This is a genomic window from Eikenella sp. HMSC071B05 (assembly GCF_001811325.1).
Lineage (GTDB): Bacteria > Pseudomonadota > Gammaproteobacteria > Burkholderiales > Neisseriaceae > Eikenella > Eikenella corrodens.
In genome coordinates, this window is record NZ_KV804543.1 from 1 (window position 1) to 19,505 (window position 19,505).

Sequence of the window (19,505 nt, forward strand, 5' to 3'; positions counted from 1 at the left end):
CGCGTGGCAGTAGCTGGCCGGGTGGCAGAAAGTGATGAAGATTTACGCGCCCGCTATGAAACCGGCGTATATGCGCTCGGTGCGGCCACATATCCGCTTCTCTCGCCCGACCTATCGCTATATTTGGGTACAAGCCACTTGGTCCTTCAAGCTCGCATACTGTTGGCCCGATGAAAGCAGGTAAACAATTTATTGATGATTTGTGTGCTCAAGGCAACTTAGAGCAGATAGAGCATATCCGCATAGATGTATATGGTTCATTATCTATGACGGGTTTGGGTCATGGGACAGATACCGCTATCATTATGGGGTTGGCTGGTTATTTGCCGCATAATGTCGATATAGATTCGATTCCGACTTTTGTTGAGACGGTTAAAGCAAGCGGCAAATTAGTTGTGGCATTAAACAAACATGAAGTACGCTTCCAATATTCTGAAGATATGGTGTTTCATAACGATTTTTTGCCTCTGCATGAAAACGGAATGATCATCACAGCCTTTGATAAAGAAGGAAAAGAAAGCTACCGCCAAACTTATTATTCCATCGGCGGCGGTTTTATTGTTGATGAAGCACATTTTGGTGTTGAAGAAAAACAAACCATTGAAGTCCCCTTCCCTTATAAAAACGCCAAAGACATTATCAAATACTGTAACGATAATGGTCTGTCCATTTCCAAGCTGATGTATCAAAATGAAGTGGCATTGCATGGTAAAGAAGCAGTTGAAGAGTACCTGCAATATATCTGGCAAACCATGTCTGATTGTATGCAGCATGGCTTAATAACTGAAGGCGTGTTGCCAGGCCCGCTAAAAGTTGTCCGTCGTACTGCAGGGCTTCACCGCTGGCTTTCTGCTAATAAAAGCCTTAGCAATGATCCGATGCAGATTATAGATTGGGTAAATATGTATGCTCTCGCGGTAAGCGAAGAAAATGCCGCCGGTGGGCGCGTAGTAACTGCCCCGACCAACGGTGCGTGCGGTGTCGTGCCTGCTGTCTTGATGTATTACGACAAATTTGTCGAACCGCTCACTCCCGAAATCATCAACCGATACTTGCTCACTGCAGGCATTATTGGCTCGCTCTATAAAATGAATGCCTCTATTTCGGGAGCGGAAGTAGGCTGCCAAGGCGAAGTTGGTGTAGCCTGTTCAATGGCAGCGGCAGGGCTGGCGGAAATTTTAGGCGGTACCCCGGAGCGCGTTTGCAGTGCAGCAGAAGTCGCCATGGAGCATAGCCTTGGTCTTACCTGCGACCCAGTAGGCGGCCAAGTGCAGGTTCCTTGTATTGAACGTAATGCCATCAGCTCGGTAAAAGCCATCAATGCCGCACGTATGGCTCTGCGCCGTGCCAGCACACCATGTGTCGATTTGGATGAAGTGATTGACACCATGTATGAAACTGGTAAAGATATGGATGCCAAATACCGCGAAACCTCACGAGGCGGCTTGGCAATCAAGATTGTCTGCAATTAATATTACGACCTGCTCTCATTCAAGAAGCCATCTCTAGATAACTGGGAGTTATTTAATAGAGCCCCTATGCCCCAGCGCAGGTACTCGGGATAGTTAGGGAAGCTTCCCCCATTTTCGCCCCACAGGAGACCCTTATGTCCGACATCAAAACCACCCCCTTCCATCAAGCACATAAAGACGCAGGCGCCAAGCTGGTTGATTTCGCCGGCTGGGAGCTGCCCATCCACTACGGCTCGCAGATTGCCGAACATGAAGCCGTACGCACCGACGCCGGTATGTTCGACGTGTCGCATATGCTCGTTACCGACGTAACCGGCGAAAAAGCCAAAGACTTCTTCCGCAAGCTCTTGGCCAACGATGTGGCCAAGCTCGGCTTTGTGGGCAAGGCCCTCTATTCTGCCATGCTCAACGACCAAGGCGGCGTCATCGACGACCTCATCGTTTATCGCGGCAACGAAGCCGAAACGCAATACCGCATCGTATCTAACGGTGCCACCCGCGAAAAAGACTCCGCTCAGTTCCAAAAAATCGGTGCCGAATTTGGCATCAAGCTCACCCCGCGCTACGATTTGGCCATGCTCGCCGTGCAAGGCCCCAAAGCCGTGGCCAAGCTGCTCACCGTGAAGCCTGAATGGGCCGACATCGTAAACGGCCTCAAGCCCTTCCAAGGCGCTGATTTGGGCAATGATTGGTTTGTTGCCCGCACCGGTTACACCGGCGAAGACGGTGTGGAAGTGATTCTGCCCGGCAGCGAAGCCGAGTCTTTCTTCAAAGCATTGCAACAGGCCGGCGTGAAACCCTGCGGTCTCGGTGCGCGCGACACCCTGCGTATGGAAGCCGGCATGAACCTTTACGGCAACGACATGGACGACAACACCAGTCCGCTCGAAGCCGGCATGGCCTGGACGGTGGATTTGAAAGACGAAGCCCGCGATTTCGTCGGCAAAGCTCCGCTGGTGGCTCTGAAAGAAAAAGGCGTGAGCGTGAAACAGGTTGGCTTGCTCTTGGCTAAAGGCGGCGTGCTGCGCGAACACATGGAAGTGATCACCCCGCAAGGCAAAGGCATCACCACCAGCGGCGTGTTCTCGCCCAGCCTCAAGCAATCTATCGCCATTGCCCGCGTGCCGAAAACCTTTGAAGGCGATACCGCCAAAGTGGTGGTTCGCGGCAAAGAAGTGGATGTGCGCGTATTGAAACTGCCCTTCGTGCGCAACGGCCAGAAGCAGTTTGATTAAGTGCGTTTAGGTTTTCAGGTAGCCTGTCCAAGTGAGTACATAGGCTACCTGAAAACGGGATTTCCAGGTTGTGCGAAGTCGAAACAAACACTGCGAACCTGCCCGAACACACACCACGAATATGCCCTGCGCAAGATATCGTTTCAGGTAGCCTTGAGTCAGCGCAAACCCGATACAGGCAAAACCTGTATAATGTGAATGACCTTACGTCAGCCCACCTTCTAATTACGGAGAAAAAACCATGAGCAACAACATTCCCGCCGAACTCAAATATGTTTCCAGCCACGAATGGCTGCGCGCCGAAGCCGACGGTAGCGTAACCGTGGGCGTAACCCACCACGCACAAGAGCTTTTGGGCGACATCGTATTCGTTGAACTGCCAGAAGTAGGCACCTCGCTTGCTGCCGAAGATCAAGCCGGTGTAGTGGAATCAGTGAAAGCCGCTTCCGATGTGTACGCCCCGATTGCCGGTGAAATCGTGGCCGTAAACGAAGGCCTGCCCGATGCGCCCGAAACCGTAAACAGCGATCCCTACGGCGAAGGCTGGTTCTTCCGCATCAAGCCGGCCAATCCTGCCGACTTAGACGGCCTGATGAACGCCGAGCAATACGCCGCTGAAATCGCCTAATCCGCCAAACAACAGCCTGAAAGCCGCAACGCTTTCAGGCTTTTTCCATTTCCACCCGCAGCAGGTGTGCCCAAAGTCTACCTGAAACCCACCCATCCATGAACAGACGACAATTCCTCATCAGCGGTGCCATCCTCGCCATGGCCGCTTGCGGCAAACGTCGCAACCGTGCGCAAGCCCTCCCCAAAGGCAGCACCGTGCTTGCCTTAGGCGATTCCCTCTCCTATGGCTACGGCGCCGCCCCCGCTGCTGCCTATCCCGTGCAGCTGGCCGGGCTCACCGGCTGGAAAGTCATCAACGGCGGCGTATCCGGCGACACCACCGCCGACGCCCTTGCCCGCCTGCCAGAGCTGATGCGGCAACAACCTAAACTCGTCATCATCAGCATCGGCGGCAACGACTTCCTGCGCAAACTGCCAGAAAGCACCACCCGCGCCAACATCGGCAAAATTATCCAAACCGTGCAGGCCGCCAATATCCCCGCCTTACTGGTGGCCATCCCTCATTTCACCGTAGGCGCACTATTCGGCAAACTCAGCGACCACCCGCTTTACCAAGAAATAGCCGAGCAATACCGAATCCCCCTGCTGAGCGGTGCTTGGTCGGAAATTCTCGGTGATAAGGATTTGAAGTCCGACCAAATCCATGCCAACGCCGAGGGCTACCGCAAATTTGCCGAATTACTAAAAGCATTTTTGGAAGAGCAGGGGCTGGTGTAGCAACGAGGCTGATCTGTATTAAAGATTAAAGGCTACCTGAAAACAAAAGCGTCGAGCAGTAAAGGAACTGCCTGACGCTTTTGTTGCATGAAAATTTTATGGTGCTGCGTTTTAATTTTGTTGAAGTTGCGTTTTAGCTTTGTAGAAACTCGTCTTCCTTCAGATTTTCAAGCGGTGTCTGCTTCCTAGTTCTACCCTTTCGCCCGTTCCAACAGCATCAACATCATCAGCGACAGCGTAACCAATTCATCATGCGCCGCCGTACCGGTTTTTTGCAGGCTGAAGCGTCGTTCCATCAGTGAAGGCTCTTTTTTCAGCAGATATGCCTCCTGCCCGGCGGCATTGTTTACTCCAAAACTTGGATTGAGAAAATAACCGCTAAGCATGCCCACAACCGGAATCTCGCCCACCAGCGCATCCCAAAATGCCAGCCACGGGTTTTTCTCGCGCACTTCATACAGTAGCCGGTTGCCGGCATCGTATATTTGGTAGGAAATACGCCACAGCGAGCGCATGCCGTTGCGCCGTATCGAGCCGAGCTCCTCGCCGTTTTCGTTCAAAATCCGGTAGCAGGCGTTGAAATCGATGATGCGGTCAGCCTGTATGCGATATAGCCGCGTGCGGCGGGTGGCATCGCTAAAAATCTCCACGGCTTCCTTCAGCTTAAAAATCTTCTGGCGTGTGTAGGCCACTTCCCTGCCTCCGGCATCCTCCACGCTGAAATCATTGGATGGCGTGAATATTTTGAAATGGAAATGCAGCGGCAGTTGCATGTTTTGCATCATTGTTCTTTCTTAATAAAGACTAAAGTTGGGCTGGTGATAAATTTCAGGTAGCCTCAAGCCATGTGCTCGCAGGCTACCTGCAACCAGATAATAAAGATACCAAGGTGGCAAACGCTACTCTTCCTGCTCCGCATCCGCAGCGTCGTAGGCATCCACAATTTTCTGCACCAAGGGATGGCGTACCACATCTTCGCTGGTAAAGGTGTGGAAATAAATGCCATCGATGCCTTGCAGTTTTTCCCGCGCGTCTTTCAGGCCGGATTTAATGTTGCGCGGCAAGTCGATTTGGCTGATGTCGCCGGTAATCGCTGCCTTGGCACCGAAACCGATACGCGTGAGGAACATCTTCATCTGTTCCGGCGTGGTGTTCTGCGCCTCGTCTAGAATCACATACGAGCCATTCAGCGTGCGCCCGCGCATATAGGCCAGCGGGGCAATCTCAATCAGCCCGCGTTCCAGCAGCTTGGTAATGCGGTCGAAGCCCATCAAATCATACAACGCGTCATACAGCGGGCGCAGATAAGGGTCTACCTTCTGCGCCAAATCACCCGGTAGAAAGCCGAGTTTTTCCCCCGCTTCCACAGCTGGGCGCACCAGCACAATACGCTCCACTTCGTGCTTGCTCATGGCATCCACTGCTGCCGCCACTGCCAAATAAGTCTTGCCTGTGCCCGCCGGGCCTAGGCCGAACACAATATCGTGGCTGAGTAGTGCGCGGATATAGCCGTTTTGGCGCGGTGTGCGCCCACCCAGCTTGCCGCGCCGAGTTTGCAGGAAATACTGATGCCCAGCTTCGTTTTTCGGTACAAAAGCTTCATCGGCCGTTTTGGCTTCGACGGCTGCGAGCTGGATGTCGTTATCACCCAAATCCCTTCGCTCAGCCAATTCGGCTAGCTTCAAAAGCGCTTCCCGTGCCGCATGGGCGTGACTGCCAATAAAGGTAAACTCGGCAAACCGCCGTCCGATTTCCACTTCCAGCGCTTTGCCCAGCTTTTCCAAGTTTTCTTCCAGCGGCCCGCACAGCCGTTGCAAAACAGTGTTGTCGATCTCTTCAAATTTCAGGTGTACAGTGTGGCTCATAAGCTCTCAAATATTCGTTGCAAACCTCCGGCTGTTGCTTTCCAAGTCCGCCGGAACAATATAATTTATAAGATGATAGGCCGTATTGCCCGCTAGGGCAAACTCCCTGTTGAACAGCTTTTAAGCGGCATAAAATCCATCCCCAATATGACGCCACATTGTTGCATAAAGCATACAATTTCGCCCGCATCTGCTGTTTTGCCCGCGATTGGATTTGTTTTTTTGCCGCCGAACAATTATATTGCAGTCATGAAATCGCTAATGCGGCGATTGCGTGAGAGCTTAAATAAAGAAAGACGAAGTTTCTTTTTTAAGTGTGTATTTTTAGTTTAGACATAGATAAAGGAATGCAGCATGAAAAAAACCCTGATTGCATTAGCATTGGTTTCCTTGCCGGTTGCCGCTTCTGCAGAAGTGATTCTGTACGGTACTATCCGTGGTGGTGTTGAGGCTACTCGTGAAGGTACCTCTGACGTCGTGAAGAGCGAAAGAAACGCTTGGGGCGTGGTTGACTACGGTAGCTACATCGGCTTCAAAGGCTCTGAAGACCTGGGTGGCAACCTGAAAGCTATTTGGCAAGTTGAAGCTAACACCAGCTTGGCCGGTGGCAGCTTTGTAAATAACCGCGACAGCTTCGTTGGTTTGGAAGGTGGCTTCGGTACTGTTAAAGTTGGTCGTGTAAGCACTCCGTTGAGAAACGCTGTAGCTGCTCAAGACAACTGGGAATACAGCAGCTACCTCTTGGGTCTGGATCGTTACACCCGTTTCGGTACTCGTCGTACCAGCTTGAACTATCAATCTCCTGACTTTGGTGGTTTCGACTTCTCATTCCAGATGGCTCCTGGTAACAACGTTCATCAGAGCGCTACTGGTCGTACTAACGACGGCAAACCGGTATTCGGTTTGGGTCTGGGCTACAAAAACAGTGGTTTCTTTGCACGTTACGCAGTTGAATACGCTCGCAAATCTACTGCCGCTGCTGGTGGTCTGAAAGACAGCCACGCTCATAACCTGTCTGCAGGTTACGAGGCTAATAACCTGTATGTTGCTGGTGGTATCCAGTACGCTAAGAACGTAAACTCTGACTTCTTCGCAGATGCTGACGTTGCTGCTAACACCGAACTCAACGGCAAAACCACAGAAGCTCAACTGTCTGCTGCTTACACTTTCGGTGCCGTTACTCCGAAAGTAACCGTAGCTTACGGTCGTGCTAAGAGCGATAGCGCTGCTACTGATGGTGGCCGCTACCTGCAAGCCATCGTTGGTGCTGACTACGCGTTCTCTCGCCGCACCACTGGTTTGGTATCTGTAGGTTGGTTGCGTGAAAAAGCTAACTCTAGCGACAAGAACGTAAACAACTGGGGCGTAGGCACTGGCGTAGTACACAAATTCTAATTTGTGGCTAGCCTAGTCTAGTAACCCAACAAAAAGGCTTGCTTCGGCAAGCCTTTTTGTTTGTCTATACTCTTCTATTTGCTTGGCACACAGGAGAGTAAGGCTACCTGAAAATATGGTTTCACTGAAATTAAACCAGTCATTTGTATTTTCAGGTAGCCTTCACTGTAACATAGCAAATTATATGCATAGTGAGCATTACGCATATATTCAAGTTTCCCCTTGTAGTATTGCTCTTGCCGTATACACATGGAATTGTTCTGTATCTTCCTTGTGCACTGAAGAGGCTACCTGAAACCTAACGTTGTTGTTCTATAGCTTTGTATACTGTTTATCCACTCTCACATGGTTGGAGATAAACTACTAATTGGCAGGAGTGGTGGCCATAAGAGCGTAACCCTCTTCATCTACCCACATAAAAAGGCTACCTGAAACCTTTCAGGTAGCCTTTTCTTATCCAGTTGCAGCGGTTTAATTAGTAAACGGATGCTGCAGCACGATGGTTTCCACGCGATCGGGGCCGGTGGAGACGATAGCGATGGGCGCCCCACACACCTCTTCAATGCGTTGCAGGTAGCCCTTGGCGTTTTCCGGCAGCTGATCAAAGCTTTGCACGCCGAAGGTGGATTCTTTCCAGCCGGGTAAGGTTTCGTAGATAGGTGTGCAGCCGGCCACGGCATCGCTGCCGAAGGGCAGGATATCGGTAGTGCTGCCGTCGGGCAGGGTATAGCCGGTGCAGATTTTGATCTCGGGGATGCCGTCCATTACATCAAGCTTGGTGATACACAGTCCGCTGATGCCGTTGATTTGGATGGCGCGTTTGAGGGCGGCAGCATCGAACCAACCGCAACGGCGGGCGCGGCCGGTTACCGAGCCGAATTCGTTGCCGCGTTCGGCCAGGCCTTTGCCGGTGTCGTCGAACAGTTCGGTGGGGAAGGGGCCGGAGCCGACACGGGTGGTGTAGGCTTTCACGATGCCGAGCACATAATCCAAAGCCTGCGGCGGTACGCCCGCCCCGGCAGAGGCAGCGCCTGCCAAACAGTTGGACGAGGTAACAAAGGGATAAGTGCCGTAGTCGATATCCAGCAGCGTGCCTTGAGCACCTTCAAACAGCAGGCGTTCGCCGCGCTGAATGGTGTCATGCAGGCTGCGCGACACGTCGGCGAGCATCGGCAGAATACGCTCTTTGAAGGCGTTGATTTTGGCCATCACGTCATCAAACTGCACGGGCTCTGCGCCATGCAGGTGTTGCAGCTGCACGTTATACACTTCAAGGTTGGCGCGCAGTTTGTCGGACAAGAGCTCGGTATTGGCCAAATCGCCCAAGCGGATGGCGCGGCGGGCTACCTTGTCTTCATAGGCCGGGCCGATGCCGCGGCCGGTGGTGCCGATTTTGCCGGCGCCTTTGGAGGCTTCGCGGGCATGATCGAGCGCAATGTGGTAGGGCAGGATCATCGGGCAGGTGGGGGCGATGTGCAGCCGGCCGGCCACGTTTTTCACGCCGGCAGCAGTGAGCTCGTCGATCTCGCCGAGCAGGGCTTCGGGGGAAACCACCACGCCTGAGCCGATGTAGCAATGCAGGTTTTCATGCAGGATGCCGCTGGGAATCAGGCGCAGCACGGTTTTTTTGCCGTTCACCACCAGCGTGTGCCCGGCATTGTGGCCGCCTTGGAAACGCACTACACCGGCGCATTCTTCGGCCAGCCAGTCTACGATTTTGCCTTTGCCTTCGTCGCCCCATTGTGCGCCGATTACTACGATATTTTTTGCCATGATGTTGTTGCCTTTGTTGGTTAATTGGTAGAAATAGTTTTTTATAACTTCTGCCTACATTAGAACCTTGATGTGTTCAGGTAGCATGGGCAGGGTAAGGAATGTTAATTCATACATGCTGCTGAAAGCTTTGGCCTGTGCTTCGTCTATATCGGTAACCAGTAAGATAAAGTTTTCGGCGGGAATATTCAGCCGTTTGCGTAGGGTAAGGTATTTATCCAAATCGCGACGGTACTCACCGGTTTTGCATTCGATTACCAAAGGTTGTTTGCCAGTAGGCAGAAAGACGACATCCAGTTCATGCAGGTCTTCATTGGCGAAACGAATTTCCAAGCTTCTGGCACAAGAGAATGAATAAGTTTTCCCCCGTTGCTTGGCTTCTTTTAATATCTGCCAGAGTGCGTACCATTCCAGCCATTTGCCACTAAAAAATTGGCGGACAGGTGCGGCACTTTGTAGCTTCAAGTGAATGAGTTTATCTTGTTTTTGATAAGAATAACGGGAAAATAGGGTATTGCTATAAAACTCGCGGCAGAGGGTGTTAATTTGTTGGGCGTCTTTTTGCGAGTATTTTTTCAAATCCAAATTCAGCCCGCTGTGGCTATTGCGGTATGACCAAGCAATTCTGCCGATAATGTCTTTGAATACGTTGTAATACTGTCCAATACGTTCGGCAGCTTCATCGTAGTAGCCGCTCATGTCCACGGCGGAATAGTCGAAGTTTGGGGTAATTTGTTTGTCAGCAAACCATTGCGCCAATCCTAAATGCTGCTGTGCAGTGCTTAGAACTTCAGTATCCGACAATTTAATGCCGTATAGTGGATTGGTATCATTTGATTGTGTGACCTCATTTACTGAATTAGGGACCTGTTCGTTTTCCTGCTCTTTCAATGCATTTAGTTCGCGCATAACAGCAGCGTAGCGGTTAATCAGCTGGCTGATGAAATACACGGTATCGTAAACGATAACGGGCTGCCCGCATTTTTGGCATACGGCACCTTCCTGTGCAGGATGTTCTCCTAGTTGTTTACAATGGTTGCAGCGATATACGCCCATTGCTTCTCCTTGTTAATCTTAATAAATAAGAAATACTTGGATTTTTCAGGTAGCCTTTAAGTGAGGCTACCTGAAATTATTTATGCCACCTGCGTTTGATGCTCGCTTCCCGCGCGTTCGCGGATTGTGCCCAGGCGGTACACGGTTTCGCCTTGTTCGGCGAGGAAGGCCTGCGCTGCCTCAGCCTGCTCGGCAGGCACGATAACGGCCATGCCGATGCCGCAGTTGAAGGTGCGGTACATTTCCTGCTGCTCCACGTTGCCGGCCTGCTGCAGCCATTGGAACAGCTTGGGCAGCGGCCAGGATTGGGCATCGATTTGCGCCACGCAATTTTCGGGCAGTACGCGCGGAATATTTTCGGTAAGGCCGCCGCCGGTAATGTGCGCCATGCCTTTGATTTCAAATTTTTCCAGCGCGGCCAAAATCGGTTTCACATACAGGCGGGTGGGGGCAATGATGGCTTGGCGCAGGGTTTGGCCGCCGTCGAACTCGGCATCCAAATCGGGATTGCTGCGCTCGATGATTTTGCGGATGAGGGAGTAGCCGTTGGAGTGCGCGCCGTTGGAGGCGAGGCCGAGCACCACGTCGCCGGGCCGGATGCTGCGGCCGTTGATGACTTTGCTTTTTTCCACCACGCCCACGGCGAAGCCGGCCAAATCGTATTCGCCTTCGGGATACATGCCGGGCATTTCGGCCGTTTCGCCGCCAATCAGGGCGCAGCCGGATTGTTCGCAGCCTTCGGCAATGCCTTTAATCACATCGGTGGCGCGCGCCACATCGAGCTTGCCGCAGGCGAAATAGTCGAGGAAAAACAGCGGCTCTGCGCCTTGCACGAGGATGTCGTTCACGCTCATGGCCACCAGGTCGATGCCCACAGTGTGGTGAATATCCCATTCAAATGCCAGTTTCAGCTTGGTGCCCACGCCGTCGGTGCCGCTCACTAGTACGGGGTTTTGGTACTTTTTGCTGATTTCCACCAGTGCACCGAAGCCGCCCAAGTCGCCCAACACTTCGGGGCGCATGGTGCGCTTGGCAAAGGGTTTGATGTTTTCAACCAGTTGGTCGCCCGCATCGATATCGACACCGGCATCGCGGTAGCTGAGGGATTGGGTCATGGCACTCTTTCGGGGAAAAATTTAAAACAGGAAAACGCTATTTTACCTGATTTTAAGCGGCAGCTAAGGATTGAATTGGGCGGCCTAATTCAGCAGGTTGTCGAGCGCACGCTCAATGGTGGGGAAGGCAAACTCAAATCCTTGCTGCAACAGGGCTTTCGGCGGGGTAAATTGGCCGTCTAACACCAAATCGGCCTGCTCGCCCAGCATCAGGCGCAACATCTGCTCGGGAACGGAAAACAACAGCGGGCGGCGCAGCCGTTGGGCGGCGGCGCGGGCAAAGTCGAGCTGGGTGGTGCGCTTGGGGGCAGTAATATTGTAAGGCTGAAAGCCGTTGTGCGTTTGCGTGGCTAGGAAACGGATGGCAGCCACGACATCATCCATATGCACCCACGGCAGGGGCTGCTCGCCGCTGCCGAGCCGGCCCGCGCAGTAGCGCACCGGTTTGAGCAGCTGCGGCAAAATGCCGCCATTCCTGCCCAGCACCACGCCAAAACGGCACACGGCCACCGGCACACTGCTCTCCTGCTGTACGCGCTGTATCGCCGCTTCCCATTGCTGGCACAGCTGCGAAGGGAAAACATTTTGCGGCGGCGCGTTTTCCGCACACGGCGGCCAGCCCTCCGCGCTGCCGTTGCCATAATAACCCACGGCAGAAGCCTGAATGATGAGGCGCGGCGGGTGCGGGTGGCGATGCAGCCAGTCGGCCACAGCCTGCACCGGCTGCAAGCGGCTTTGCAACAGCTCCTGCTTGCGCTGCGCCGTCCAGCGGCCTTCGCCCACCGACGCCCCCGCCAGGTTAATCAGTAAATCGGGGCGGATGCTGTCGTAGAGGTGGTGCAGCGCGGCGATGTATTCAAAACGCTTATCCGCCTCCCGCGCACGGGCCGGATGGCGGCTAACGATAATCACACGATGCCCGTCGGCCTGATACGCCGCGGCCAGATGGCGACCGATAAAGCCGCTGCCGCCGATAATCACAATGGTTTGCCGACTCATGCGTACCTCCGGCCGGCAAAAGAAAAGGCTACCTGAAACATGATTTCTCTTTCATGCGTAAATTTTCAGGTAGCCTGCCATGTTCCGGGCGGGTGTGCAAGTTTATTGGCGTGAGGAATTGGAATGGAGAGAATGAAGCAGTGGGTTATTCTCTTTATGCGGAGCTGGGCTTCAAAATGGAACGCTGAAAAAAGGCTACCTGAAAATCTTCAGGTAGCCTTTTTATATTCCATACGCTGCTTACAGGCCGTGTACTTTAAAGCGGCCTTCAACCGGGGCGAACTGCTTGTCGGCGGCGGGTGCGGCAATGCCGCCGAATACGAGCTGGGCGCGCAGGGTCCAGCTGGCGGGGATTTGCCATTGTTCGGCTACGGCTTGGTCGATAACGGGGTTGTAGTGTTGCAGGTTGGCGCCGATGCCGGTGGCGGCGAAGGTGGTCCACACGGCGTATTGGTGCATGGCGTCGGCGTGTTCGGCCCACACGGGGAAGTTGGCGGCGTAGGCGGGGAATTGCTCTTGCAGGCCGTGTACGACGGATTGGTCTTCAAAGAAGAGTACGGTGCCGGCTGCGGCGGCGAAGCCGGCCAGTTTTTGGGCGGTGGGCTCGAATTTGTCGGCGGGCACGATTTGGCGCAGGGCGGCTTCGGTGAGCTGCCAGAGTTTTTCGTGTTCGGCGCCGAACAGCACCACGACGCGGGTGGATTGGGAGTTGAAGGAAGAGGGGGTGTGCAGCACGGCGTGTTCTACGATGGCGGCCACTTCTTCGACGGGCAGGGGTAGGTTTTTGTTGAGTGCGTACACGGAACGGCGGGTGCGGGCGGCCTCTTGCAGGATTTGATGGGTCATGATTTTTCCTTTCGGGTGTGCTGGATAATGTAATGTGCGGCAGTATAAGGGTTTTGCGGCGCGGGGTGGTAGCGCTTTGCGGCAAGATGGTGTTTCTTGCTGGGAAAAGATGGGGGTGATTTTGTGGGGGGATGGTTTTCAGGTAGCCTGTATGGGAGAGGTTACCTGAAAATAGTATTGGCCTGCGGTGCTGCATTTGGTTTCGCAAACAGGCGATAAAAAGGCTACCTGAAAACTAAACCAAGGTTTTCAGGTAGCCTTTATCTTACTGCGCCCTTACAGAATCTGCCACACGAAGAAAATCAGGGTGTGCAGGATAAACAGCGGCACGAGGATGCCGAACGACCAGGCCATGTAGCCGAAGAAGCCGGGCATGGGCACTTTGCGCTGTTCGGCGATGGCTTTCACCATGAAGTTGGGGGCGTTGCCGATGTAGCTGAGCGCGCCCATGAATACGGAGCCCATGGATACGGCCAGCAGGGTGTGGAACAGGTGGCCGTTCATCAGGGTGTGCGCGTCGCCGCCGGCCATGTTGAAGAACACGAGGTAGGTGGGGGCGTTGTCCAAAAAGGCGGAGAGCATGCCGGTCATCCAGAAATACATGGTGTTGATCGGGTTGCCGGAAGCGTCGTGCACCAGGGAAATCAGCGGTGCAAAGGCGCCGTGTTCGCCGGCTTGCAGCATGGCCAATACGGGGGCGATGGTGATGAAGATGCCGAGGAAGAGTTTGCCCACTTCGGCAATCGGGCCCCAGTTGAATTCGTTTCCGGCACGCACCTGTTTGGGGGTGATGGCGAGGGAAGTAACGGCCAGTGCCACCAAAATCAGGTCGCGAGCGAGGTTTGGCAGGGCGTAGTGCGTGCCGAGGATTTCAAAGCCGGGGTGTGCGGGCTGCCAAATGCCGGACATCATTACGGCTGTTACCACGCCGCCCAGGAGCAGGAAGTTCCATTTGCCCATGAGCTTGATTTTTTCGGGCGGGCTGTCTGGGCTCGGGTCTTTGGCAAGAATTTCATCGGCTTGGGCGAAGTATTTGCTGTCGAGGATGTAGAACACGGTGAGCAGCACGGCGGCGCTAATCAGCACGGGCGGCAGCATATGTTGCACCGTCCACATGAAATCCACGCCTTTGAGGAAGCCGAGGAAGAGTGGCGGGTCGCCCAGCGGGGTGAGGCCGCCACCGATATTGGCCACGAGGAAAATAAAGAAAATCACCACGTGCACGCGGTGCTTGCGGTTGTCGTTGGCTTTGAGGATGGGGCGGATCATCAGCATGGCGGCACCGGTGGTGCCCATCACAGAGGCCAGGAGCGTGCCGATGGCCAGCAGCGCGGTGTTCATGCGCGGGCTGCCGTGCAGATTGCCCCACACGAGGATGCCGCCGGAGATGGTGTAGAGCGCCCACAGCAGCAAAATAAAGGGGATATATTCGGCTACCAAGGCGTGCACCAGCACATGCAGGCTGGTGGAGAAGCCGTACACGAGGGTGAAGGGGATGAGGAAGGCCAGCGTCCAGCCGGCGGTGATTTTGCCGAAATGGTGATGCCAAATGTGGGCGAAAAATAGCGGACCAGTGGCGATGGAGAGCAGAATCAGCACGAAGGGGATGCCCCAGGGCAGGCTCAGCTCGGCACCATTGAGCTCGCCGGCCAGCGCGGGAAGCGGCAGGGCGAGCAGCGGCAGGAAGAGGGCGGTTCGGATACGCATCGGGTTTCCTTATTGGCAGGTGGTCACAAACAAAATATTTCAGCCGGACGGGTTATTCCGGCTGTTTTACTGTGCTGATTGTAAATGAAAGCGGGCGGTGTGTCAGTATGTGCTGTTGGGTGGCGGTTGCAGGCTACCTGAAAATAAGCAGGCTTTATTGCCTATGCCCGCCACTTGAGGCAGCAGAGGCTACCTGAAACCCGCTTGCCCGCTGTGATACAATCCCGCCCTTGAATCGAACTGCCGCAAACCCGCCATGACCAAGAAAAAACCGAAAACCTTTGAAGAAGCCGTGAGCCGGCTGGAAGCCATCAACCAAGCCATGCAGGCCAGCGATATGCCGCTGGAAGACGCGCTGGCCGCCTATCAGGAAGGCAGCGAACTGGTGCGTTTCTGCCAAGCGCGGCTGGCCGAAGTGGAGCAGAAGCTGCAAGTGCTGGATTCCGGCGTGGAACGCGAGCTGGTGTTGGAACAAGATGAATAAACCCGATAATTGGCAACAACGCGCCCGCGCCCAAGCCGAACTCGTGCTGGAGCGCGTGCTGCCCGCAGAAAACAGCCTGCCGCAGCGGCTGCACCAAGCCATGCGCTATGCCGTGCTCGGCGGCGGCAAACGGCTGCGCCCGCTGCTGGTGCTGGCTGCCGCCGAATTGGGGCAATCCGAAGCCGCCGCTGCCGAGGCCGCCCTGGCCGCCGTGGAGCTGGTGCACGTTTATTCCCTGGTGCACGACGACATGCCCTCCATGGACAACGACAGCCTGCGCCGCGGCAAACCCACCTGCCACGTCCAATACGACGAAGCCACCGCCCTCTTGGTGGGCGACGCGCTGCAAACCCTCGCTTTCGACGTGCTCAGCCGCCCCAACGGCCTGCCCGCACAGCGGCAGCTGCAAATGGTGCATACCCTCGCCCGCGCTTCCGGCAGTCTCGGCATGGCCGGCGGGCAGGCCATCGATTTGCAATCCGTGGGGCAGCGTATCGGCCAGCCCGAATTGGAAACCATGCACCGCCTGAAAACCGGTGCCCTAATCCGCGCGGCCGTGGCCTTGGGCGCGCTCAGCTGCCCCGATTTGGACGATGCCGCCCTGGCACGGCTCGACGACTACGCCGCCAAACTCGGCCTTGCCTTCCAAGTGATCGATGACGTGCTCGATTGCGAAGCCGACACCGCCACCTTAGGCAAAACCGCCGGCAAAGACCAAGAAGCCGACAAGCCCACCTATGTCAAACTCATGGGGCTGAACGCTGCCCGCGACTATGCTGAACGGCTGGTGGCCGAAGCACAGCAGGCCTTGTCCGGCTTCGATGCATGCGCCGACCGCCTGCGCCAACTGGCCGCCTTTGTTACCGAACGGCGAAACTAAGGGATTGCCGGCCGAAAAAGAGAAAGGCTACCTGAAAACCTGTTGAATCGGTTTCAGGTAGCCTTTAATTTGATCGGTGCAATCCATTTTGCCGTGAACGGGTTTTGCCCATTTGCTGCAAGTGGAGGCTACCTGAAAAATCGGTGTGGTTTTTTTCAGGTAGCCTGTGGCGGCAAGGGTTATCTGAAATGCAAAGTGCTCAAGCTTGCTGTTTGCAAGGGCATATTGATCTGCTTTGTGTGTGGCAAACAATAAAAAGGCTACCTGAAACTGTCAGGTAGCTTTTGGTTATGCTTCAACGTGGCTGATGTAAAGCTTGGGGCTTACCAATAACCCATTACTTTCCACCAAACGCCGCCAATGATCACGAAGACGGCGAGGTTGACCACGCTCATGATGAAGCCTGCTTTCCACCATTCGCCCAAGGTGGTGTAGCCGGAACCGAAAATCACGGGCGAAGTGCCGGTGGCGTAGTGGGTGAGGGTCATCATGATGCTGGAAGAGGAGGCCAGCAGCAGGGCGTAGAGCATGGGGGGCGCACCCAAGGCCAGGCCGGCGGCATAGAAGGCGCTGAGCATGGCGGTGATGTGGGCGGTGGTGCTGGCGAAGATGTAGTGGGCATACATATAGGCCAGAAGCAGCAGGGTGACCGCGCCAACCCAGCCCATGCCCATGCCGCCGATGCCGCTTTCCAAAAGTTTGGAGAGCCAGGCAATCAGGCCGAGCTTGTTGAGGAAGGTGGCCATCATCACTAGGGCGGAGAACCAGGTAACGGTGTCCCACGCGCCTTTTTCAGTCAGAACATCCTGCCAGGTAAGCACGCCGCTGAGCAGCAGCAGGGAGAGGCCGAGGAAGGCGGTGGTGGTGGGGTTGACGGCGTAGGCTTTGCCGAAAATCATGGCCGGAATGCCTGCCCACAGCAGCAGCAGGATGACAAAAATGCCCAACATGATTTTTTCGCCGCGGTTCATCGGGCCCAGTTCTTGCAGCTTGTCTTTGGCAAACTGAGAAGCGTTCGGGGTTTCTTTGATTTCGGGCGGGAAGAAGAAATACAGCACCAGCGGCATCAGGAACATGGCCGCTACACCGGGCACAAACATGGCGATGGCCCAAGTGGCCCAGCTCAGATGGATATCGGAGTTGGTGGCTTTGGCAATCAGATCCACGATCAGCGGGTTGGGTGCGGTAGCAGTAATGAACATGGCGGAGGTAATCGGATTGCTGTGGTAGTTTACCAAGGCCAGGTATTTGCCGATGCGGTTTTGCGTGCCTTTTTCCGGGTCGGAATCGAAGCTGCCGGCAATGGATTTCATAATCGGGTGGATGATGCCGCCGCCGCGCGCAGTATTACTGGGCGTTACCGGGGCGAGAATCAGCTCGGAAATGGCCAAGCTGTAACCGATGCCCAGCGTTTTCTTGCCGAACAAGGAGATAAAGTAATAGCCGATACGCGAGCCCAGCCCGGTTTTCAAGATGCCGCGCGAAATCATGATGGAAATACCGATGAGCCAAATCAGCGGGTCGCCGAAGGAGCTTAGCGCATCTTTAATGGCCACGGTGGCCGGGCTTTTGATCGGGTTGCCTTCGGGATCAAGCTCGGGCACGGTTACCTTGGTAATGGCCACCAGCATAATGGCGAGAATCGACAGTGCGCCGATGGGCATGGCTTTGCCGATGATGGCGGCAATTACGCCCACAAACAGCGCCAGCAGATGCCAAGCATTGGGGGTAACGCCCTGCGGTACGGGAATGATAAACCAAATCAACAGCGTCAGCGCCACGGCCACCGCCATTGGTATGGGTTTAAACCCGAGTTTGTTGTCCATTTCCTACTCCTTAACTCAAGTTGATGAAAGTACTGCAACCAATGAATTGTCTAGCGCATTTTAGCAGTTTTTTACGTAAATAGAAGGAATTTACTTTGCTAAAATCTATCGTGAATACAATGAATTGTTGAAATGATATGAATGCGGAGGCATCGAGGCGGCGCAAAATGGCAAAGGCTACCTGAAAATCGGCGGGGATTTTCAGGTAGCCTTGATTCTGGGTTGGCTGTTATAGCTGCTCTTTTTTCACAGCAGCCAAGGCGCGGGCGAGGTTGTAGGCCAATACGTCGTCCACCAGGCGGGGCACTTCATCTAAGAAGGCCTGCTGCATATTCTGCACCATCAGCGCCGTTTGCCGCTGCAACGCGGTTTTCACCATGCCGGATACGGCATCGGCCAGATGCGGGCGCAGTTTTTCGGTTAGGCGTTCGAGCAGGACTTGCTCGCTCAGGCAGAGGATTTTGTGTTGCAGATTGCCGGGTAGGGTGTAGGCGTTGAGCAGCACTACTTTTTCGGCAGCGGCGGCCAGCGCGGCGGTGCCGGGCTCGGCTTGGGCATCGTATTCGGGCTGTGCGGCGGCCTCGGCAGCGGCTTCGATTTGTTTGGCTACGTCTTGGTTGGGCGTTACCGTGGGCTGTGCGCCGCCCAGCCAAACGGTGGCCTGCTCGACCACGGGCTCGTCGCGGCCGACGCGCAGGGAGTTTTGGGCGGCCAGCCAGTCTTCTTGAAACAGGATTTGCGGGTTGTTCAGATCGGCTTCGGAGCTGGCGGTTTGCAGGTTGTGCTGTTGCTGCCAGTGCTGGAGATAGGCTTGATAGGCCTGTTTTTGTTCGTCCAGATTCAGGCGGCGATGGCGGCTGCCGCTGAGCACGCTGGGGCGCGTGCCGGAGCTGGCGGGCTGGGGAGTCATTTCAGCCACGGGCGAGGGCGTGTGAAGCGGTACGGTGCGGATTTCTGCGGTAGGTGTGGCGTTTGGTGCCGGCGTTGGACTGGCTTCGGCCACCAAGGCGTCGTATAGGAGGGCGGCAGAAGGATGGCGGTTGGATTGGGCGGCGGGCGGTTGTTGTGCCTGTTTGGCCAGATGGCGGCGTTTTTGTTGCAGGCGTTCCAGGCCTTTTTCCCAATCTTCGGTGTCTGATGTGGTGGATTGCGGGGTAGAGGAATCGTCGTTGAGGGTGAAAACCAGATTATCTTGCGCTTTGGTCATGGTGGTTTTTCCGAGGAGTGGTTAGCTTGGTATCGACGTTTTCAGATAGTCTTTAGTTACTTGCCGTGAGGCTACCTGAGAACGTAACAGGCGATATTATTTCATAGAACATAACAAATCAAGCATTTATAAGGCTTCCATCTATATTTCCGTTCCGCAATCGTTGCGTTTGAAGCTGACTTTTATCCAACAAAATCAAAGGCTGAAAATTTTTTGCGGAACGGATTTCCTACTTCGGCCATGCCTTTATCAACCCGTCATGCCGTGCCGCGCAGTCGTTATACAGATGCACCACCTC

General features: G+C 54.7%; 17 protein-coding genes. 7 read left to right on the forward strand and 10 right to left on the reverse strand.

Annotation, left to right across the window (positions count from 1 at the left end; all coding sequences use genetic code 11):
- The first annotated feature begins 113 nt into the window (after positions 1-113).
- The 4 genes from HMPREF2796_RS03610 to HMPREF2796_RS03625 all read left to right on the forward strand — a co-directional run bounded on the left by HMPREF2796_RS03610 (position 114) and on the right by HMPREF2796_RS03625 (position 4,054).
- A complete protein-coding gene (locus HMPREF2796_RS03610; protein ID WP_210385339.1) occupies positions 114-1,472 on the forward strand; it encodes an L-serine ammonia-lyase in 1,359 nt (452 codons plus the stop codon).
- Between the two features lie 134 nt (positions 1,473-1,606).
- Entirely contained in the window at positions 1,607-2,707 is a 1,101-nt protein-coding gene (gene gcvT / locus HMPREF2796_RS03615) for a glycine cleavage system aminomethyltransferase GcvT (RefSeq protein ID WP_070631049.1), read from the forward strand.
- A gap of 241 nt (positions 2,708-2,948) precedes the next feature.
- Positions 2,949-3,335, forward strand: a complete 387-nt coding sequence (gene gcvH / locus HMPREF2796_RS03620) for a glycine cleavage system protein GcvH (protein WP_070631051.1) — start codon at positions 2,949-2,951, stop codon at positions 3,333-3,335.
- Between the two features lie 98 nt (positions 3,336-3,433).
- Positions 3,434-4,054: a GDSL-type esterase/lipase family protein gene (locus HMPREF2796_RS03625; protein ID WP_070631053.1), complete on the forward strand. Its 621-nt coding sequence runs from the start codon at positions 3,434-3,436 to the stop codon at positions 4,052-4,054.
- 191 nt (positions 4,055-4,245) lie between these two features.
- Here the strand turns inward: HMPREF2796_RS03625 and HMPREF2796_RS03630 are convergent, their stop codons facing one another.
- Entirely contained in the window at positions 4,246-4,839 is a 594-nt protein-coding gene (locus tag HMPREF2796_RS03630) for an LURP-one-related family protein (protein ID WP_246826980.1), read from the reverse strand.
- 114 nt (positions 4,840-4,953) lie between these two features.
- On the reverse strand, positions 4,954-5,919 hold the full coding sequence (locus tag HMPREF2796_RS03635; RefSeq protein ID WP_070631055.1) for a PhoH family protein: 966 nt from the start codon (positions 5,917-5,919) through the stop codon (positions 4,954-4,956).
- A gap of 354 nt (positions 5,920-6,273) precedes the next feature.
- Between HMPREF2796_RS03635 and HMPREF2796_RS03640 the strand changes: the two genes are divergently transcribed.
- A complete protein-coding gene (locus HMPREF2796_RS03640; RefSeq protein WP_070631056.1) occupies positions 6,274-7,314 on the forward strand; it encodes a porin in 1,041 nt (346 codons plus the stop codon).
- A gap of 471 nt (positions 7,315-7,785) precedes the next feature.
- On the opposite strand, the gene HMPREF2796_RS03645 is transcribed toward HMPREF2796_RS03640, so the two are convergent.
- The 6 genes from HMPREF2796_RS03645 to HMPREF2796_RS03670 form a co-directional block, all read right to left on the reverse strand.
- Positions 7,786-9,087 (reverse strand): adenylosuccinate synthase, encoded by a 1,302-nt coding sequence (locus HMPREF2796_RS03645; RefSeq protein ID WP_070631058.1) that lies wholly within the window; start codon positions 9,085-9,087, stop codon positions 7,786-7,788.
- 54 nt (positions 9,088-9,141) lie between these two features.
- Positions 9,142-10,143, reverse strand: coding sequence for a hypothetical protein (locus HMPREF2796_RS03650; protein WP_070631060.1), 1,002 nt, complete (start codon positions 10,141-10,143; stop codon positions 9,142-9,144).
- A gap of 80 nt (positions 10,144-10,223) precedes the next feature.
- Positions 10,224-11,258, reverse strand: a complete 1,035-nt coding sequence (gene purM / locus HMPREF2796_RS03655) for a phosphoribosylformylglycinamidine cyclo-ligase (RefSeq protein ID WP_070631061.1) — start codon at positions 11,256-11,258, stop codon at positions 10,224-10,226.
- 84 nt (positions 11,259-11,342) lie between these two features.
- A complete protein-coding gene (locus HMPREF2796_RS03660) occupies positions 11,343-12,257 on the reverse strand; it encodes a TIGR01777 family oxidoreductase (RefSeq protein WP_070631064.1) in 915 nt (304 codons plus the stop codon).
- A 240-nt stretch (positions 12,258-12,497) separates the two neighbouring features.
- Positions 12,498-13,103 (reverse strand): nitroreductase family protein, encoded by a 606-nt coding sequence (locus tag HMPREF2796_RS03665; RefSeq protein ID WP_070631066.1) that lies wholly within the window; start codon positions 13,101-13,103, stop codon positions 12,498-12,500.
- Between the two features lie 276 nt (positions 13,104-13,379).
- On the reverse strand, positions 13,380-14,810 hold the full coding sequence (locus HMPREF2796_RS03670) for a sodium:proton antiporter (protein ID WP_070631067.1): 1,431 nt from the start codon (positions 14,808-14,810) through the stop codon (positions 13,380-13,382).
- Between the two features lie 256 nt (positions 14,811-15,066).
- On the opposite strand from HMPREF2796_RS03670, the gene HMPREF2796_RS03675 reads away from it, so the two are divergent.
- Both HMPREF2796_RS03675 and HMPREF2796_RS03680 read left to right on the forward strand, forming a co-directional pair.
- Entirely contained in the window at positions 15,067-15,294 is a 228-nt protein-coding gene (locus tag HMPREF2796_RS03675) for an exodeoxyribonuclease VII small subunit (protein ID WP_003823446.1), read from the forward strand.
- A complete protein-coding gene (locus HMPREF2796_RS03680) occupies positions 15,287-16,174 on the forward strand; it encodes a polyprenyl synthetase family protein (RefSeq protein WP_070631072.1) in 888 nt (295 codons plus the stop codon). The genes HMPREF2796_RS03675 and HMPREF2796_RS03680 overlap by 8 nt, the downstream gene beginning before the upstream one ends.
- A gap of 323 nt (positions 16,175-16,497) precedes the next feature.
- On the opposite strand, the gene HMPREF2796_RS03690 is transcribed toward HMPREF2796_RS03680, so the two are convergent.
- Positions 16,498-18,000, reverse strand: a complete 1,503-nt coding sequence (locus HMPREF2796_RS03690) for a DASS family sodium-coupled anion symporter (protein ID WP_070631076.1) — start codon at positions 17,998-18,000, stop codon at positions 16,498-16,500.
- 229 nt (positions 18,001-18,229) lie between these two features.
- Positions 18,230-19,207, reverse strand: a complete 978-nt coding sequence (locus HMPREF2796_RS03695) for a hypothetical protein (RefSeq protein ID WP_070631078.1) — start codon at positions 19,205-19,207, stop codon at positions 18,230-18,232.
- Positions 19,208-19,505 lie beyond the last annotated feature (298 nt).